Annotated in this window: 18 protein-coding genes; all 18 read left to right on the forward strand. The window is 43.5% G+C overall.

The genetic code is table 11. The features are described 5' to 3' along the window. The first annotated feature begins 59 nt into the window (after positions 1 to 59). The 18 genes from LCL89_RS15590 to LCL89_RS15675 all read left to right on the forward strand — a co-directional run bounded on the left by LCL89_RS15590 (position 60) and on the right by LCL89_RS15675 (position 16617). Positions 60 to 677: a thymidine kinase gene (locus LCL89_RS15590; protein ID WP_197317201.1), complete on the forward strand. Its 618-nt coding sequence runs from the start codon at positions 60 to 62 to the stop codon at positions 675 to 677. A 522-nt stretch (positions 678 to 1199) separates the two neighbouring features. After that, positions 1200 to 1889 (forward strand): DUF2294 domain-containing protein, encoded by a 690-nt coding sequence (locus LCL89_RS15595; RefSeq protein ID WP_224810855.1) that lies wholly within the window; start codon positions 1200 to 1202, stop codon positions 1887 to 1889. A 261-nt stretch (positions 1890 to 2150) separates the two neighbouring features. Beyond that, on the forward strand, positions 2151 to 2321 hold the full coding sequence (locus tag LCL89_RS15600) for a hypothetical protein (RefSeq protein WP_197317203.1): 171 nt from the start codon (positions 2151 to 2153) through the stop codon (positions 2319 to 2321). A gap of 619 nt (positions 2322 to 2940) precedes the next feature. Then, a complete protein-coding gene (locus tag LCL89_RS15605; RefSeq protein ID WP_224810856.1) occupies positions 2941 to 3348 on the forward strand; it encodes a YhcN/YlaJ family sporulation lipoprotein in 408 nt (135 codons plus the stop codon). A gap of 83 nt (positions 3349 to 3431) precedes the next feature. Further along, positions 3432 to 4502, forward strand: coding sequence for a peptide chain release factor 1 (prfA, locus tag LCL89_RS15610; RefSeq protein WP_224810857.1), 1071 nt, complete (start codon positions 3432 to 3434; stop codon positions 4500 to 4502). Position 4503: 1 nt separating this feature from the next. Beyond that, positions 4504 to 5364 carry a peptide chain release factor N(5)-glutamine methyltransferase gene (prmC, locus tag LCL89_RS15615; protein WP_224810858.1) on the forward strand — a complete coding sequence of 287 codons (861 nt, stop codon included), beginning with the start codon at positions 4504 to 4506 and terminating at the stop codon, positions 5362 to 5364. A gap of 74 nt (positions 5365 to 5438) precedes the next feature. After that, the gene (spoIIR, locus tag LCL89_RS15620; protein ID WP_224810859.1) at positions 5439 to 6035 is read left to right on the forward strand and encodes a stage II sporulation protein R; all 597 of its coding nucleotides are present in this window, start codon (positions 5439 to 5441) and stop codon (positions 6033 to 6035) included. A gap of 54 nt (positions 6036 to 6089) precedes the next feature. After that, the gene (locus tag LCL89_RS15625; RefSeq protein ID WP_224810860.1) at positions 6090 to 6401 is read left to right on the forward strand and encodes a hypothetical protein; all 312 of its coding nucleotides are present in this window, start codon (positions 6090 to 6092) and stop codon (positions 6399 to 6401) included. A gap of 227 nt (positions 6402 to 6628) precedes the next feature. Then, positions 6629 to 7663, forward strand: a complete 1035-nt coding sequence (locus tag LCL89_RS15630; RefSeq protein WP_224810861.1) for an L-threonylcarbamoyladenylate synthase — start codon at positions 6629 to 6631, stop codon at positions 7661 to 7663. Positions 7664 to 8300: 637 nt separating this feature from the next. Then, entirely contained in the window at positions 8301 to 8909 is a 609-nt protein-coding gene (locus LCL89_RS15635; RefSeq protein ID WP_197317208.1) for a low molecular weight protein arginine phosphatase, read from the forward strand. 89 nt (positions 8910 to 8998) lie between these two features. Next, positions 8999 to 9439 (forward strand): ribose 5-phosphate isomerase B, encoded by a 441-nt coding sequence (gene rpiB, locus LCL89_RS15640; protein WP_197317209.1) that lies wholly within the window; start codon positions 8999 to 9001, stop codon positions 9437 to 9439. A gap of 109 nt (positions 9440 to 9548) precedes the next feature. Further along, the gene (locus tag LCL89_RS15645) at positions 9549 to 10124 is read left to right on the forward strand and encodes a TIGR01440 family protein (protein WP_224810862.1); all 576 of its coding nucleotides are present in this window, start codon (positions 9549 to 9551) and stop codon (positions 10122 to 10124) included. Positions 10125 to 10147: 23 nt separating this feature from the next. Beyond that, positions 10148 to 11404, forward strand: coding sequence for a serine hydroxymethyltransferase (locus LCL89_RS15650; RefSeq protein WP_224810863.1), 1257 nt, complete (start codon positions 10148 to 10150; stop codon positions 11402 to 11404). A 159-nt stretch (positions 11405 to 11563) separates the two neighbouring features. After that, on the forward strand, positions 11564 to 12196 hold the full coding sequence (gene upp / locus LCL89_RS15655) for a uracil phosphoribosyltransferase (RefSeq protein ID WP_197317212.1): 633 nt from the start codon (positions 11564 to 11566) through the stop codon (positions 12194 to 12196). A gap of 50 nt (positions 12197 to 12246) precedes the next feature. Next, positions 12247 to 13395: a non-hydrolyzing UDP-N-acetylglucosamine 2-epimerase gene (wecB, locus tag LCL89_RS15660; protein WP_277924036.1), complete on the forward strand. Its 1149-nt coding sequence runs from the start codon at positions 12247 to 12249 to the stop codon at positions 13393 to 13395. 160 nt (positions 13396 to 13555) lie between these two features. Then, the gene (locus LCL89_RS15665; protein ID WP_224810864.1) at positions 13556 to 15703 is read left to right on the forward strand and encodes a S8 family serine peptidase; all 2148 of its coding nucleotides are present in this window, start codon (positions 13556 to 13558) and stop codon (positions 15701 to 15703) included. A gap of 310 nt (positions 15704 to 16013) precedes the next feature. Then, entirely contained in the window at positions 16014 to 16232 is a 219-nt protein-coding gene (locus LCL89_RS15670; RefSeq protein ID WP_224810865.1) for an AtpZ/AtpI family protein, read from the forward strand. 1 nt (position 16233) lies between these two features. Continuing rightward, on the forward strand, positions 16234 to 16617 hold the full coding sequence (locus tag LCL89_RS15675) for an ATP synthase subunit I (RefSeq protein ID WP_197317215.1): 384 nt from the start codon (positions 16234 to 16236) through the stop codon (positions 16615 to 16617). The last annotated feature ends 5 nt before the right edge of the window (positions 16618 to 16622 follow it).

Raw genomic sequence — 16622 nt, forward strand, 5'->3', positions numbered from 1 at the left:
GAGGGCTCTTTTTTGATGAATAAGTCGGTGTATAGAGTGAGAAGGGAGCGACTGCGGACGTGTATGTAATGAAACAAAGCGGATGGGTAGAGGTCATATGTGGAAGTATGTTCAGCGGGAAATCAGAAGAATTGATTCGTCGTGTGAGAAGGGCTACGTTCGGAAATTTGACGGTTCGGGTCTATAAGCCGGCGATCGACGACCGTTATAAAGAGGACGCTGTCGTCTCACACAATGGTACTTCCGTATTGGCACGCCCTGTGAAAGAGTCTCTTGATATTCTCCGACTGGTCGGGGACGACGTGGATATTGTCGGAATTGATGAAGTCCAGTTTTTTGACGACAACATCGTTGAGGTAGTGGAGTGTCTCGCTGACCGGGGGATTCGAGTTCTGGTGGCAGGACTGGACACAGACTTCAGAGGAGAACCGTTCGGTACAATGCCTGCATTGATGGCCTTGAGTGAAAACGTTACGAAGTTGAACGCGATTTGTCCTGTCTGCGGTTCACCTGCGAGCCGTACACAACGTTTGATTGACGGTGAACCTGCTTCTTATGATGACCCTATCATCCTTGTCGGGGCATCAGAGTCTTATGAACCGAGGTGCCGCCATCACCATTATGTACCAAATAAACCCAGGCAACAGGAAGTGAAAGCAGCTTACGCTGAGAAATAAAATCCTGAAAACCGGCAGATCCCCCTGATCTGCCGGTTTTTTTATGCATTTTTTCAGGGTCCATTAAAGTTTTATATGTTAATACATTTGTTTAGAGAACTTTGATGAGTGGATGGGCGTTTTTCGTGGGCATGTTGAAGCTTCTCAAAGAAAAGCTTTTACGGGGCCTTACCGCTTACGTATCTTCCGCAAGAGTCTCCCTGCTTTCCGTTCCCTCCCATTCGTAGTTGTTGTAACAGACTTCGCTTTATTAAGGCATATGATTTTTCTGTCCATCTATTTTGAAGAGGTGGCCTTGGGAATGTCGAGACTCCTGTGGGATAAAGGTACATCGTGAGACCCCGGAAGGCGTAAGCCTGAGGAGGCTCACGGTACCCCACGGAAAGCGAGTCATTCCCAAGGCCGCCTCACACTAATTTTGCGTAGGAAAGAATTGATTCAAGCTCTTATTCAGGGGTTGTTTAAGTCCTCTTGTGACGTGGAATGCTATTAGTACCACGTGATTGAAAAGGACTGACTTTTATGGATAAACGTTCGATACAATCAGAAATGTCTAGTTATATCGGCAAGCTGTTTCGAGATAATTTTGGTAAGGGTCCTTCTTCTGTTTTTGTCTCCTTGGAAGAACCATACGTCACCATATATATGAAAGACTTCCTGGCTCCTATCGAGCGGGTGCTTGTAGGTCAGAAGAAAGAGGACAAAGTAGAGGAAACGCGCGATCTGCTGATGAGTGAGCTTATCCCTGACATCAAAGCCACTTTCAGGGCTGCAGCAGGAATCGAGCTGGCTGACCTTTATTATGATTGGTCGCTTTCCAACCGGACGGGCGTCATGATTGGCGTTCTCGCATCAGACAATACTATAGATGAAGAAACAAAAGCTTATTCCAAACGTGAAGAACTGCATGAAGAAGTCGATCGTGTGAGTCTTCAAGCTGAAAAATCACCGGAAGAAATCACTTCTTATTTACTTAATGAGCGCACGCTCCTGGTCGAAAGGATCGGGATTTTAGTAGCGATTGAAAAAGAGATGATCCGTTTGGGCTTCAAGGAGCATTTGAAGATATCGAAGCGGCATTTAGAAAAGCGTCTGTTGAGTCTCGCCTCATTTGAACAGATTTTAGGTAAAAGAGTGGAAGATATATTTGTGGACTGGGACTTCGCTAAGGATCGCAGTTACATTTTGTTCATTTTGAAACCAGAGAAATGATGTCTCAGCCCCCCCTTTTTTTATTTTCGAATCTGTACTATACTGTGTGTACGGGACGAATTTAAAAGATTTTTCCTTAATCCTGATCCACAATTTATAAATGAATGTTCAATTAAATAGGTCCGGCAAAGTTGGGCTAGACAATAGAGCTAGACAAAAAAGCCGAAAAGATTTCACATCCTGTGTAGTCTTTTCGGCTTTTTTAATTGTTATTTTTTGTAATGTGGTCGCTTTCATGATTCACTGAAGAAAGGAGTCTTTATGACTTATCATATTGTTGGAGTCGATGAACGCCATATTGTTATTGAATTCAGGAAAGATAAAAAAGAATTGGTTTTCCATGATTATCAATCCGCAAAGGAATATTTAGATAAAATACAGAGAGACGGTGTCATTCCTTCTCAATACAAACTGCAGATCAGAGAAAAATAAATATCTTTTTGAATGAGACGTGTTTTTAAAACACGTCCTTTATTTTTATTTTGGCTCTGTTAAAGTCTGTTGTTGATATTTTAAACGATTACTAAATAGTCCCCGTCTGGAATTAGGTGTTCGGTCATTTATATACTCAGAGCATGGGATGGCAGGGGAAACAGTCCGCTTTCCGCGGGGGGCGCTTGATGCTCCTCGAACTTCGTTCTCCGGGGTCTCACCTTGTTCCTTTTTCCTGCAGGAGTCTACCTGATTTCCCTGCCACCCCGTTCGAAGTTGGAGTACTGGATTTCGGTAATGGCCTTTCCGCTCCTTCTACTTTGAAGGGGCGGCCTTTTAGAATGTCGAGACTCCTGTGGGGTAAAGGTACATCGTGAGACCCCGGAAGCGAAGCCTGAGGTGGCTCACGGTACCCCACGGAAAAGGAGTCATTCTAAAAGGCCGCCTCATACATATTCCAGGATAGAAAGAGCTGATATTAGCTCACATGTTAAATAACAACACCAAGCAATAACAGAGCCTTTGTTTATATATATCATCAGCCAAGAAGCTATTGAATTACCCTGAAGTACATAATCACCTTTAACTCGGAGACAATAACCCTAAAAGAGGAAAGGTGATGAATATGCTTAAGTATACAGCAATCATGGTTCTCGTCATTTTGGTTCTCACTGGATGTGGATTGCAAATGGAACGTTATCAAGGTCAGACGAGTAGAGATGACGTAGAAAATATGGGCATGAATGATAAAGTGACCGTTGACACACAAAACCCAAGGTCCATAAAAAATGTAGGGAACACCTGGGGTTTGAAACAGGATAGACAGATGATCAAAGACGCTGTGGCCCAGATGGAGGGTGTCGAAGTCAGAAGAGTCATTCTGGAAGCAAGCCAGGTCTGGGTTTCGGTGGATGTGGATAATGAAGAAGATATGTCCAAGGAAGAAAAAGAACAGATGCAGGAAAAGATCAAGCAAACTATTTTCAAAGCGGTACCGCGTTATAATATCCATGTAAAAATCAAGTGACGTGAATGTAGATAAGGGTGTGGTTGTATCAATGACCTCTCTATAATATAATTAGAATGTTATGGAGAAAGAGGTGTATACCATTGATCGATCGTTTACAATCTTTAGAAGACAGATATGAAAAATTAAATGAATTACTTAGTGACCCAGAAGTCATTTCCGACACGAATAAACTTCGAGAGTACTCAAAAGAGCAGGCGGGCTTAGCAGATACAGTGACGGCATACCGTGAATATAAAGAGGTAACCGAACAGCTGGATGACGCAAAAGCAATGCTTGAAGACAGTCTCGATGACGATATGGTAGAGATGGTCAAAGAAGAAATCAGTGAGCTTTCCGAGAGAAAGCAGGACCTGGAAGAACGTCTCAAGATCCTCATGCTTCCGAAAGATCCTAATGATGATAAAAACGTCATTATGGAAATTCGTGGTGCAGCAGGCGGTGACGAAGCGGCGTTGTTTGCCGGAGACCTCTACCGCATGTATGCTCGTTATGCCGAGATGCAAGGATGGAAAACAGAAGTGATTGAAGCGAATGCCAATGACGTGGGCGGTTATAAGGAAATCATCTTCATGGTAAGTGGAGATCGTGCTTTTTCCAAGTTGAAGTTTGAGAACGGAGCTCACCGTGTGCAGCGTGTTCCTGAAACAGAATCCGGAGGTCGTATCCACACTTCTACCGCTACGGTTGTAGTAATGCCGGAAGCTGAAGAAGTTGAAGTCGAGGTTCATGATAAAGATATCCGTGTGGATACCTTCGCTTCAAGTGGACCAGGAGGACAAAGTGTCAACACGACGATGTCAGCCGTACGTTTGACGCACGAACCTACTGGAATCGTCGTTTCCTGTCAGGATGAAAAATCCCAAATAAAGAACAAAGAACAAGCAATGAAAGTTCTACGTGCACGAATTTATGACAAGTTCCAAAGAGAAGCTCAAGCAGAATATGATGAAAGTCGTAAGTCTGCGGTAGGTACAGGGGACCGTTCTGAACGAATCCGTACTTACAACTTCCCTCAATCCCGTGTAAGTGATCACAGAATCAATCTGACCTTGCAAAAGCTTGATCAAATTCTGCAAGGCAACATGGATGAGATCATCGATGCTTTATTGATTGAAGAACAAACGAAGAAACTCGAGCAGATCGGTGGATAACATGCAACCTACTTTTACGACTATTCAAGAAGCCCGGAAATGGGCTTCTGTTTTTTTACAACAATACAATCGGGAATCACGTGTAGCGGATTTGCTTCTCGAATATCATCTGGACTTATCTTTTTCGCAGCTCCTTGCCTATGAACGTGATTCTTTCCCTTCAAAGCAGAAGGATCCCTTCATCAAGGATGTAAAAGAACATGCGCGCACGGGCGTCCCTGTTCAGCATATAATCGGTCATGCGCATTTTTACGGCAGGGAATTCAAAGTGAATCAAAACGTGCTGGTTCCTCGCCCGGAAACAGAAGAGTTGGTTTTAGGGGTATTGAAGTGGCTTTCACAAACTTCTATATCTCGTCCGTCCATAGTGGATATCGGAACGGGGAGCGGAGTGATAGCCATTACACTTGCACTGGAACTTGAAAATGCGGAAGTGACGGCAACCGATTTATCTGCAGATGCATTGGAAGTGGCCGCGGAAAATGCTCGTACACATAAAGCATCTGTTGAATGGAGGGAAGGAAGTTTTCTGGAACCTGTTTCTTCATCGATGGATGTATTAGTATCCAACCCTCCTTACATCAGTTATGATGATAAAAAAGAAATGGCTGACACTGTGGTAGATTTTGACCCGGAGATGGCTTTGTTCGCTGAGAATGAAGGGATGGCTGCTTATGAAGCCATTATTGGACAAGTGAAAAGAAAACAGTTTAAACCCAAACTTATCGCTTTTGAAATTGGTCATCAGCAAGGGATTCAGGTAAAAGAGCTGATTGAACGCCATTTACCTGGCTACCAGGTGGAAATACGTAAAGACATCAATCAAAAAGATCGGATGATTTTTGCTGAAAGACAAGTTTAATAGACTTGTATGTTTAATAATTGATTTCCCTGCCCATACTAGCGACTAGTAGAAGGACAGGGAGGATATACGAAATGAAAAACAGATGGCTGGTTTTGGTAGCTTTGTCGATTTTGGTTTCTGTTTTACCTTGGGGCCAGCGTATGGATGCCCAATTGGAACAAAATTATCAAGTCATTCCAGACGAAGCCATTCGTCTTCGCATATTGGCGGACAGCAACGGTGAAATGGATCAACAGCTGAAACGCCAGGTCAGAGATGATGTGAATGCTGAAATTACTGAATGGGTGGAAGACATAACATCCATCGAGGAAGCGCGTGAACAAATTAAAACCCGCCTTCCTGAAATTGAAGCAATCGTAGGGCGGACACTAGAATCTGCACATGTCAATCAGACGTACACAGTCCAATATGGAAGCAATGTTAAATTTCCTACTAAACTTTATGGTACTTATATCTATCCATCAGGAACCTATGAAGCGATTCTGATCACCCTTGGAAAAGGAGAAGGAGATAATTGGTGGTGTGTCCTGTTTCCGCCTTTATGTTTTTTAGATTTTTCTAATGGAACGAGCGTTGCTCAGGGAGAAGAGAATGAATTTGAAGACCCACAAGAAGAGAAAGAAGTTAAATTCTTCGTTTTAGAATTGTTGGATAAGTTATTTTCATAGCATAGCACCCATACCTTTTTTCATAGAGTAAGAGAAAAGGGGTGTGGGTTTCTTATGTTTATTAAGAAAATAGAAGATGAACTCTACCATATTTGTAAGGAGAATAATCAAGTAGGCTCTTTCCGGTTGATGGAACTGCAAAGTGGGTGTGGACAAATCAAGGAAATGAGGCTGGTTGAACAGGTTGCTCCTGTACAAATCCTGGCGGTCTTCGAATTGATCCAGTCTTATGCACAAGAACAGCATTTCAAAGAGCTCCATGTCGTCAGTCATTCGACAAATTTGAATCGAATCTTACAACACCAACAGTTTGTTTTGGAAGATGTCGAAAAAAATCTGTGGATATATAAAGTTAATCACAAGTAACTGTGAATAAGTAAGGTGTTTATGCACATTTATTCATAAGTTTGTGCATAACCTGTGGATTCAGGATTTTGGAACGAAGAAATTACTAACGGATTCTTTGGATATGTGGGTAAAACTGTGGATAACCTGAGGACATCTTGTGAATAATGTCTAAATTTGCGATATTATGTAGAATTCATCATAATAAATAATTAGGAAATGATCGAAAAGGAGTTCCCAAGATGTGTATGAATACGAAACTATGGAATCCATCCACACTTACTATAGAAAATGAACCTTCTATTGAAGAAGCTGCAAAATTGTTAAGAGATCGTCAGGTGGTCGCTTTTCCGACTGAAACTGTATATGGTCTTGGCGCAGATGCCACAAATGAAGAAGCTGTCCAAAGAATTTTTGAAGCTAAGGGAAGGCCTGCGGACAACCCTTTGATCGTTCACGTCGCTGATGTCGGGCAGGTAGAGGAATTGACAGAGGACATTCCTCCCGTCGCGTATCAGTTGATGGAAACCTTTTGGCCGGGTCCATTAACCTTGATATTAAAAAGTAATGGTCAAGCTGCAAAAAACGTGACGGCCGGTTTATCCACAGTAGGCATACGGATGCCGGACCATCCGCTTGCATTGGCTTTGTTAAAGCAGTCTGGTGTACCACTAGCCGCTCCGAGTGCCAACCGATCGGGACGCCCGAGTCCAACAGAAGCATCTCACGTTTATCAAGATTTGAATGGCAGAATTGCCGGCATCCTCGATGGCGGACCTACCGGTGTAGGGGTGGAGTCGACTGTGCTCGATCTTTCATCATCTGTCCCAGTTATATTGAGACCAGGTGGAATTACAAAGGAAGACATTGAAAAAGTAGTTCCTGAAGTTGTTTTTGATCCAGCTCTTAAAGGTGGAAAAGACAAGCCTAAATCTCCAGGGATGAAATATACTCATTATGCACCTGAATCCCCTTTGTGGTTAGTCTATGGAGATGATGAATATTTCAAGCAGCAGTTAGATCAGCTGATTGAAAAAGGAGAACGGGTCGGAGTTATTGCCAGCAAGGAGCTTGCCGGTCAATTGCAGTTTGATCGAGTGATTGAATGTGGTTCAAGAGAGAGGTTGGAAGAAATAGCTGTAAAACTTTATTCTGCTCTGCGGGAGTTTAAGAAATCCGATGTGGATGTCATCTTATGTGAATCATTCCACTCTCATGGAGTCGGGGCCGCCGTCATGAACCGATTGGAAAAAGCAGCCGTACGTACATTGAAGCAACAGTAGTATCAAAAGTCTTTTCCTTAGTGGGAAGAGGCTTTTTTTGATTTGGCTCTGTTAAAGTCTGTTGTTGATATTTTAAACGATTACTAAATAGTACCAGTCTAGGATTAGGGGCCTGTCCGTTATTTACTAAAAGCATGGGATGGCAGGGAAAACAGTCCGCGTTTCGCGGGGGACGCTGAGCCTCCTCGAATTCGTACTCCGGGGTCACACCTTGTTCCTTTTTTTCCTGCCATTCTGTTCGTGGTTGGTGTAACGGATTTCGGTTATGGCCTTTCAGACCCTTCAACTTTGAAGAGACGGCCTTGGGGATGGCGAGACTCCTGTGGGATAAAGGTACATCGTGAGACCCCGGAAGGCGCAGCCTTAGGAGGCTCACGGTACCCCACGGAAAGGGAGTCATTCTAAAAGGCCGCCTCATACAAAACACAGGACGGAAAGAGCTGATATATGCTCACATGTGAAACAACAACACCAAGCAGTAACAGAGCCTTTGATAAAAAATAGTTTGATGGAATTTTTTATGAGTGTAGGAGTATTAACAGAAATAATCCCCCACCATTTTTTGACAAAGTTTTTAATACTGGAATGGCCTGTGCTATTATTAAGGAAAAGGACTATTGGATAGGAGACGAAGGTCATGAACATATTATTTGTCTGTACAGGGAATACATGTCGTAGTCCGATGGCAGAAGCGATTTTGAAGAGTAAATTTCAAGATGGAGAGGTGAAATCAGCAGGTATTTTTGCTGGAAAAGGCGATTCAATTGCAAAGAATTCTGAAGAAGTTCTTCAGGAGATCAATTTGAAAATTGATCATCAAACGCGTCCTGTAGACAATGAATTGTTGGAATGGGCGGATCTGATTCTCACAATGACGGACCGTCATAAGCAGACTCTCGCCTTGCAATATCCCGATTTTCACGACAAATACTACACGTTGAAAGAGTATGTCCTTATTAATGAAGAAGAGTGGAAAGAATTAAAAAGGTTATACACGGAGTTTGAAGAAAAACGTTCACGCATTTTGAATGAGTCTATGGATTCATTGAGTGAAGAAGAGCTCGATCGTAAACTAAGGAAAGAATTGAAAGATGATATAACAAAGATTGAAGAGAAAGAAAACAGCTTACCGAATATCAACATAACGGATCCTTTCGGAGGAGATCTCCACATGTACCGGGAGACTCGGGATGAGTTGGATCGCCACATTAACCTTTTGATTAAAAAGATGAATGAGAAGGATTGATTTTCAATAGGGTAAGGAAATCCTTCTCTCGTACTACATAGGAAATTGTAAATCATAACATAAATGATACAGGATAGGAGTGTGCAGTCATGAAAGTAATTCTTGCTTCGGATCATGGTGGAGTGAATCTGCGTGAGGAAGTGGCGGATGTGTTAAGTGAATTGGGGATTGAATTTGAGGATATCGGCTGTAATTGCGAGGGGTCAGTAGATTACTCTGATTATGCATTTCCTGCAGCTGAAAGAGTAGCTGATGGTGAATTCGATAAAGGGATTCTTATCTGCGGTACAGGGATTGGTATGTCCATTTCTGCTAATAAAGTGAGCGGAATTCGTGCTGCCCTCGTTCATGACCTTTTCACGGCAAAAGTGACTCGGGAGCACAATGACTCCAATATTTTATGTATGGGAGAGAGAGTCATCGGTCCGGGTCTTGCGAAAGAAATTGCCAGGACGTGGGTCTCTACAGAGTTCGAAGGTGGAAGGCATGAAAGACGTGTCAACAAGATTGCCGAATACGAAAATAAGTAATACAATGGAATACAGTGAGGCGGATGCATTTCAAGGCTGAAGCTTACAAATGAAGGAGAAGCCAAATGCTTCTCCTTTTTTGGAAATACAGACCGGAGGAGGGGGACGTGTGGTCGATCTTGCAGACATTAAAGTCGATGCCGAAGTCGTTGTAGGTCAGTTGCTGGACAGTGGTGCTTTTGAAAATGGATTGATTGTAATTGGATGCTCCACCAGCGAAGTGGCTGGGGAGAGGATAGGCACTTCCGGAAACGAACAAATCGCATCTGTGTTGTACGCGGAGATTCAAAAACTGACGGAAAACACCGGTGTGGAATTGGCCTTCCAGTGTTGTGAGCACTTGAATCGTGCGCTCGTGGTTGAAAGGTCTGTCCAACGGCAGTATGGATTGCCGGAGGTGTCAGCAGTACCTATCCCGAAGGCTGGTGGATCAATGGCATCATTTGCGTATAAGCAAATGAAAGATCCTGTATTGGTCGAGCATATCGAAGCGGACGGAGCGATTGATATCGGTGATACGCTCATTGGTATGCATTTAAAGCGAGTGGCTGTGCCACTCAGGATAGAGCAGAAATCGATCGGTCATGCACATCTGACTGCTGCGAAGACCCGCCCCCCGCTTATTGGAGGAGCACGGGCTGTATATGAAAGAAGTCAAGTCGAAGAAGGTTCTTGTGACGAATAGGAATGGAAAGGGGTCTTTTTACTATGAATCAAGTAAAATCTATTGACGAAGAAGTTTTTGCCGCAATTAAAGACGAAAAAAACCGCCAACAAGATAACATTGAACTGATCGCATCTGAGAATTTCGTATCAGAGGCTGTAATGGAAGCGATGGGTTCTGTACTTACCAATAAATATGCAGAAGGGTACCCGGGACGTAGATATTATGGTGGCTGTGAACATGTCGATGTAGTTGAAAACCTAGCCCGCGATAGAGCGAAGGAATTGTTCGGAGCAGATCATGCGAACGTACAACCGCATTCCGGTGCGCAGGCAAACATGGCTGTATATTTCACAGTCTTGGAACATGGAGATACGGTGCTCGGTATGAACTTGAACCATGGCGGACACCTGACACACGGCAGCCCTGTAAACTTCAGCGGAAAATTATACAACTTTGAAGAATACGGTGTAACCGAAGAAGATGAAAGAATTGATTACGATGCGGTATTAGCCAAAGCCAAAGAAGTTCAGCCGAAGTTGATCGTTGCTGGAGCTAGTGCTTACCCTCGTGAAATCGATTTTGCCAAGTTCCGGGAAATTGCTGATGAAGTAGGAGCTTACCTGCTTGTCGATATGGCCCACATTGCCGGCTTGGTAGCTACAGGTCTTCATCCGAATCCGGTCCCGCATGCTCATTTTGTAACGACAACGACTCATAAGACATTACGTGGACCTCGAGGCGGGATGATTCTTTGCAAAGAAGAGTTTGCAAAACAAATTGACAAAACTGTCTTTCCAGGTATGCAGGGTGGTCCATTGATGCACGTGATTGCTGCTAAAGCTGTTTCTTTCAAAGAAGCTCTGCAGCCTGAGTTCAAGCAATATTCTCGTCAAATCGTAGCAAATGCTAAGCAGTTGGCCCAATCTTTAGTTGAAAAAGGTGTAAATGTCGTTTCTGGCGGTACAGACAACCATTTACTTCTGCTGGATCTACGAAACAAAGGTCTTACTGGTAAAGTAGTAGAAAAAGCGTTAGATGAAATTGGCATTACGACCAACAAGAACACGATTCCATTCGATCCTGAAAGTCCATTTGTCACAAGTGGAATCCGCATCGGTACGGCAGCCGTGACAAGCCGCGGCTTCATGGAAGAAGAGATGAAGGAAATTGCAGACTTGATCGCCTTTACTCTTGAGCACCATGAAAATGAAGAAAAGATGAAAGAGGCGAAGCAGCGTGTACTTGAGTTGACCTCACGCTACCCGCTGTATCAATCATTAGCTTATTCTTCTATCTAAGAATAGAAAGAGAGCCACCAGCACATGTGTTGGTGGCTTTCATTATGAGAATAAATGCCCAGGGGAAAGGGTCAGAACGTTTTGCTTATTCGGGTTGCAGGACAACTGCTTTTTCAGTACAATTTAAAGGATGCAAACTTTGAGAAGGAGTGATCGGCAATGGGAAAGGTATATGTTTTGGACCATCCGTTGATTCAACATAAGTTGACGTACATACGGAAGAAGGAAACGGGAACGAAGGACTTTCGTGAGCTTGTTGATGAAGTCGCGGCCTTGATGGCTTTTGAAATCACACGTGATTTACCATTGGAAGAGGTAGAGATTGAAACGCCAGTGGTTTCTGATGCGAAAGCGAAAGTGTTGACTGGTAAGAAAATCGGTCTTGTACCTATTCTTCGTGCCGGTCTTGGCATGGTAGACGGGATTGTGCAATTGATTCCTGCCGCTAAAATCGGTCACGTAGGACTTTATCGTGATCCGGAAACATTAAAGCCCGTGGAATATTATGTCAAGCTTCCAAGTGATATTGAAGAGCGTGAATTGATTGTTATTGATCCTATGCTTGCAACAGGCGGATCTGCCAATGAAGCGATTCATTCATTGAAAAAGCGTGGCGCACGCCAGATCCGGTTGATGTGTTTGGTCGCAGCTCCCGAAGGCGTAGACGCTGTGAAAGAAGAGCATCCGGATGTGGATATCTACTTAGCAGCGCTGGATGAGAAGCTGAATGAAAAAGGTTATATCGTCCCAGGACTAGGGGATGCCGGGGACCGTCTTTACGGTACGAAGTAACTCAAGAGGAACATATATAGAATCTTATTCGCTTCAAGGAGGCAACTATCTTGTCTGAACGCATTAAAGTAATGACCATTTTTGGTACAAGACCGGAAGCTATCAAAATGGCTCCGCTTGTACTCGAATTAAAAAAACGTCCTGAACAATTTGAACCAATTGTCGCAGTTACAGCTCAGCACCGTGAAATGTTGGATCAGGTGATGTCGATTTTTGATATCGAACCAGACTTTGATTTGGATATTATGAAATCACGTCAAACGCTGGCTCAAGTAACGAACCGTGCTTTGGAAGGCTTGGATCAAGTCATGCAGGAAACAAAGCCTGATATCGTTCTTGTTCACGGAGACACCACAACAACATTCGCAGCGTCACTCGCTGCCTATTACAATCAAATTCCTGTCGGCCACGTGGAGGCTGGATTAAGAACATGGAATAAATACTCTCCTTATCCAGAAGAAATGAACCGTCAATTGACTGGTGTCATGGCTGATCTTCACTTTGCACCGACGAACAAGTCAAGGGATAACTTGCTTGCGGAAAATAAATCGGAAGATCACATTTTTGTCACTGGAAATACTGCTATTGATGCTCTTCAAACGACGGTCAGTGACTCCTATCAATCGGACGTATTGGAAGAGATCGGAGATAAGCGTCTTGTATTGATGACTGCTCACCGTAGAGAAAATCTAGGAAACAATATGAAGCAGATGTTCCGTGCCATCAAACGTCTAGTTGATGAACATGATGATGTTCAAGTCGTTTATCCGGTGCACTTGAACCCGGTTGTGAAGGAAACGGCGGATGAGATTTTAGGAAATGATGAACGTATCAAATTGATCGATCCGCTGGATGTCATCGATTTCCATAACTTCGCATCCCGTGCTCATCTGATTCTTACGGATTCTGGCGGAGTTCAGGAGGAAGCGCCATCTCTTGGGGTTCCTGTTCTCGTGTTACGTGATACGACAGAACGTCCGGAAGGTATTGAAGCAGGTACGTTGAAATTGGCTGGAACGGAAGAGGACCACATTTTCCATCTGGCTCACGAACTTCTATCGGATGATGAAAAACATCAGGCGATGGCGAAGGCATCCAACCCTTATGGAGATGGTCAAGCGTCTGCCCGTATCGCAGAAGCGATCCGTTATTTCTTCAACCATCGCGAAGACAAGCCTGAAGCTTTCGAAATTGAATAAGCGCTATTTATAAGGTCAAGCCTCCATGGCTTGACCTTTTTTTGTTTGATCTGTAACAGTTCTCCCAATGATCATAGCCAGGATGAATCCACTGAAAGTTTTTAAGCTGTGCATATCATTTAGTTCAAGCCACAGACTAATGAGAAAAAGGAGTATCACTATGCGGAACGTTGCTTTCTTGTTAATCGTGGTATGGTTACTTGTCGGTTTTCACTCTCCTGGAGCGGATGAAGAAGTAACGTTGATTTTTGAAGTGGAAGGATCTTCAAAGCTGGCAGCAGGTGAAATTGAATCCAGGATTCCCCGGGTCGAAGTTTTAGCTGTTTACGACACAATTTTTAATGGCGTTGCAATTAAAGGGAAAGTCAAAGAACTTGAGAAAATAGCTCGGCTTGATATGGTTATCCAACAATATCCGGTGGCTGTCTATCAAGCGCTCTATCAAAAAACAGAGCCCTTTTCAACAGATCGTCTCCGCCAATCCTTGCCTTCTTCTTATACTGGGAAAGGGGTGAAAGTCGGTGTAATCGATACAGGAATCGATTATCATCACCCTGATCTTGCAGGAAATTATAAAGGCGGTTTTGATACAGTCGACTTTGATGATGATCCAATGGAAACGGTTGGGTATGGGGAAACGCTGCATGGTACACATGTCGCAGGGGTCATAGCCGCTAATGGAAAGATGAAGGGTATAGCCCCGGATGCTGAATTGTATGCCTATCGTGCTCTCGGTCCTGGTGGCGTAGGTTCTTCGGTACAAGTCATTGCTGCCATTGAGGAAGCGGTTGAAGACGGAATGGATGTCATTAATCTTTCGCTCGGAAATGACGTCAACGGTCCGGACTGGCCGACTTCTCATGCTGTGAATAAAGCGATTGAATTAGGGGTGACTGTTGTCGTGGCAGCGGGAAACTCAGGTCCGGAAGCTTGGACTGTAGGATCACCGGCAACTTCTTCGGAGGCTATTACTGTAGGTGCGTATTCCTTTCCTAAAGCTATACCGACTCTGACCTTTCCAGGAGAGAAGAAGGTGGTGGCTCTTCATACGCTTATGGGGTCCAAAACATGGGATTTAACTAAGAAGTATCCTCTTATTCATGTAGGTATTGGTGATGAAGAAATCATGGATGCCAAAGGAAAAATTGTCCTTTTTGAACGAGGAGTGATCCCCTTCAGTGAAAAAGCTTTGAAGGCTTATCGATCAGGGGCGGCAGGGGTCATTATATATAACAATGAGAAAGGCAGTTTTCAAGGTTCTTTAGACGGTGTGAACATTCCTATCCCTGTGGCAGCAGTGTCGGGCACGGCTGGAAAATGGTTAGTTGAAAAAGGGATCAATGAAAATCAATGGGGAGAGACGCAATTTAAAGAAGTGGAAGAAAACGTAGCTCCCTTTAGTTCACGTGGGCCTGTGACGACAACGTGGGATGTAAAGCCGGATCTGCTTGCACCTGGTGTGGATATCGTCAGTACAGTACCCGGAGGTTATAAAGCGTTACAGGGAACGAGTATGGCTGCTCCGCATGTTAGTGGTGCGGTGGCAGTTGTGAAAGAAGCGCACCCTGAATGGACACCTTCCCAAATTAAAACTGCTATATTGAGCACTGCTGACGTACTTGAAAAGGAGGGGCGATTGTTCCAACCCACTGAACAAGGGAGAGGAATCCTGGATATCGAGGAGTCGATAAATCCAAGCTTTCTTATATCTCCTTTCGCTCTCAATTTTGGTCGTGTAAAAGATGAGTTCTTCAAAAAAGAAATTCCCATCAAGGTTACGAACCCTACTAATCAAACGTTTGATTTATATTTTGAACAGCCTGATAAAAAGGCGGGAGTCACTTGGAGGATGCCTTCATCGGTCACGTTATCACCTGGTCAATCCAAGCAAGTTGATATTCAACTGCAGCTCTCTAAGACTTTTGTAAAAGAGGGAATACATGAGGGATTTGTAACCATAAAGGCAGGTAAGGATGTCTACCACATTCCTTTCTTATACATGAAAGAGACGGCTGATTATAAAAAGGTCTCAGGATTTGAATTAACCAAATCAATGAATACCAACCACCACTTACAGTATCGCTTTTATCTGTCAGAAAACATCGACCGGATCAAAGTGGATCTTTATAGAGCGGGAACGATGTTCCATCAGGGTGAAATCTTCAAGGCTGAAAATTTAAAAGCAGGTATGAACAAAGGTGTCATTTCCTCTGACGGTACAAACTTACAAGGGACGTATATAGCTGTTGTAACCGTTGAGAATAATAAGGATGAAGAGGAATACACTTTTCCGATTGGATTCGAATAATAATCAAACACCTCAACCCATCCAATAAATGGATGGGTTGAGGTGTTTTAGTCCATATTTAGTTGAAATTGGGCATGGAAATGTTAGTCAATGACGTGCTAAGATGGTGGATGGAAGATATATGGAAGAGTTTGTCGGAATTGTGACGAAAATGTGATCGAACTGTGTCATTCATTTGTACTTTTAATCACAAACTCATTGACATGATATGACCCCTATTGTATTCTTACATAGGATGGAATGATAAGGTTTTCAAGCGCTTACACAAGGGTTTAGAGCCTTTTTCCAATACACGAAGTGAGGCTTGATCATGAAAAAAGCAGAGCCGCATTTTCGGGCTATGGCGCTCACGAGCGCAATCCTTTCCCAACTCGCTGGCGGACCACTTGCTGGTGTTTTTTTAGGGAAATGGGTCGATAGTCATTTTTCCACAACACCGACGTTTTTGATCATTGGACTTTTCCTCGGATTAGGAACAGGTACATATGGAACCATTCATTTAGTTCGGACATATACGGGAGACGATTAGTATGAAAGATTATCAACAAATGATAGCCCGTCAACGAAAATGGATGTTCTTTCTTCTAGCTATTCTGGTACTAGGGTGGGGGATTACTCCTTGGCGCCCTGTATTCCTCGGCTTATTATTAGGAAGTGTTTTAAGTTTTTACAACCTCTGGCTTATGCAGCGGAAGATCAAGAAACTTGGAGACGCATCTGAAAAACAACAATCAGTCAGGGGAATCGGTACATTTACTCGATTGGCTTCCGGCGCTCTAGCCGTTGTCATCGCTCTTCAGTTTGAAGATCATCTCCATTTGATTTCAGTAGTATTGGGCTTAATGGCAGCCTACATTGTCATTGTTATAGATTACCTGTTCAACAATTCAATAGTTAAGCATAATGGAAGGTAGGTGAA

The sequence above is a fragment of the Halobacillus yeomjeoni genome (assembly GCF_020171525.1).
Taxonomy (GTDB): Bacteria; Bacillota; Bacilli; order Bacillales; family Halobacillaceae; genus Halobacillus; species Halobacillus yeomjeoni.